This window comes from Pseudomonas sp. TWRC1-2, assembly GCF_049896685.1.
Lineage (GTDB): Bacteria > Pseudomonadota > Gammaproteobacteria > Pseudomonadales > Pseudomonadaceae > Aquipseudomonas.
In genome coordinates this window covers 1-1,607 of the sequence record NZ_JAFCUU010000023.1, presented here as the reverse complement: position 1 = coordinate 1,607, position 1,607 = coordinate 1, and the positions used below count along the sequence as shown (strand labels likewise).

Below are 1,607 nucleotides of genomic sequence, written 5' to 3'. Positions count from 1 at the left end.
TGGCTGGATCGTCGGCAAGGAGGACTGACAGCCGCACATCAGCAGTGGCAAGGCGATCGCGCAAAAGAGCCTGGTTGCGTTTAGCATCGGATAGTTCTCGAGTGTGTTGTTGGTCCTGGGCCGCGAGATCCTGCTCGATGGCCAGGCGCTTTTTCTTTTCTGCGAGGGCCTGCGCGCTGGCGGCTCTAGCTGTCGCAGCCAAATCCTCCTGGTGCAGCCTGGCCTGTTCGGCAAGCCGCTTGCCGATCCGCCAATCCTGCACCTGCCAGGCGGCGCCGGCAGCAACAGTCATCAGCACCAGGATCAGCAGCACCAGCCCGGCCAGCTTCTGCACCGGCGTCATGCCAGCACCTTCAGCGCCGTGTCGTAAAGCGCCTGACGCTCGGCTTGGCCTGTGAGCCCGCCATTGATGCGCCTGGTGATTTTCGCGAAGTCTTTCTGGTCTGCCAGAGTGTTCAGCCCACGTACAGACCAGAACCAGGCCGCCGACATCGCCGCGTGCTGGGGCAGTTCCAGCAGCTCCGGCTTGTTGATCAGATCCAGACCTAGGGCTTCACCGCATGCGGCATAGTTGGCTCGCCCGGTGATCTGGATCAGTCCGCGCCCATGGTACTTCGAGCCGTCACCCTTGACGGTGTTGCCCAGGTCGGCCCGTCCTTCATACGTGAGCTGCTGCGCCGTGGGCCCCCAGATCTCGCGCACGTAGCGCAGTTGGCCGGACTCATGCCCGACCTGGGCAATGAATGCGGCGACGCGCGCGGTGCCGACGATGCCGTAGCGGTTCATGGCCGTATTCAGCGCAGGAACAAAAACGCCGGCTTGGCGGCCGGCGTTCGGTAGGATCTTCAGCAAGTGCTGTTCGGTGATCGGCATGTTTTTCTCCAGGCGAAAAAAACCGCTCAAGGCGGCGGTAGCATTCAGGCAGATAGTCAGGCGGGCACGTCTGGCCACTCAATGGCATCTGGATAGCCGGCCTGCTCTGGCACACGATTCAGCGCGAGGCGGTATTTCTTCCAGGCTTTCAGCGCAGCGAGTTCACTCTCGCTGGCTTCTTCGACATCCACTGCATCCTGCAACGGAGCAATTGCGTAATCCGCGACGGAGCGCAGGCGGGTAATCTCAGCTTGTGCGAGGTCTAGAGGGTCAATAGCCGGTGCCGGCGCAGGGTGTGGGATTTCCTGGGGGGGCAGCGAATCCACCGCGATGTGCAAGGTAATGCTGTGCACCAGGTCTGCCGGCTCACCGTCTTTGGTCACGCTCACCGCTAATACGCCATCGGTGTAGCCGATAGCTACCGAGCAAGCCGCGTCGACCTGGTTCACCACGTAGCCCCAACCTTCCGGCGGTGGTGCCATGCCAAGCGTGCCGTGCACCAGGTACTGGCCTGGGCCGGGGTGTTCAGTGGTAATAGTGTCGACACCAAGCGAAGTAATATCGATGATGGCACCGGTGGCGCCGAGAATATTTAATGCTGCGCGAGTCGTCATTTAAATAGCCTTCAGTGTGCCGTCAGCGGCGCGGGTAGTGTTGCCGGTGTGGTAAACGAAGTTGAAGCTCTCCGTGCCGTAATCGCCACTCCGGAACCCCAGCGTCTTTCCTGGAGAGGT

The 1,607-nt window shown here is 61.4% G+C and carries 3 protein-coding genes; all 3 read right to left on the bottom strand.

The window, feature by feature from the left end:
* Positions 1 to 343 (bottom strand): lysis protein (locus ACP7B3_RS29590; protein ID WP_426182952.1); only part of this gene is annotated, 343 nt, incomplete at its 3' end.
* Complete coding sequence (locus tag ACP7B3_RS29585) at positions 340 to 873, bottom strand: glycoside hydrolase family 19 protein (protein WP_145163910.1); 534 nt, start codon at positions 871 to 873, stop codon at positions 340 to 342. The genes ACP7B3_RS29590 and ACP7B3_RS29585, both read right to left, overlap by 4 nt.
* 56 nt (positions 874 to 929) lie before the next feature.
* Positions 930 to 1,487, bottom strand: a complete 558-nt coding sequence (locus ACP7B3_RS29580) for a tail fiber assembly protein (RefSeq protein WP_426182948.1) — start codon at positions 1,485 to 1,487, stop codon at positions 930 to 932.
* Positions 1,488 to 1,607 lie beyond the last annotated feature (120 nt).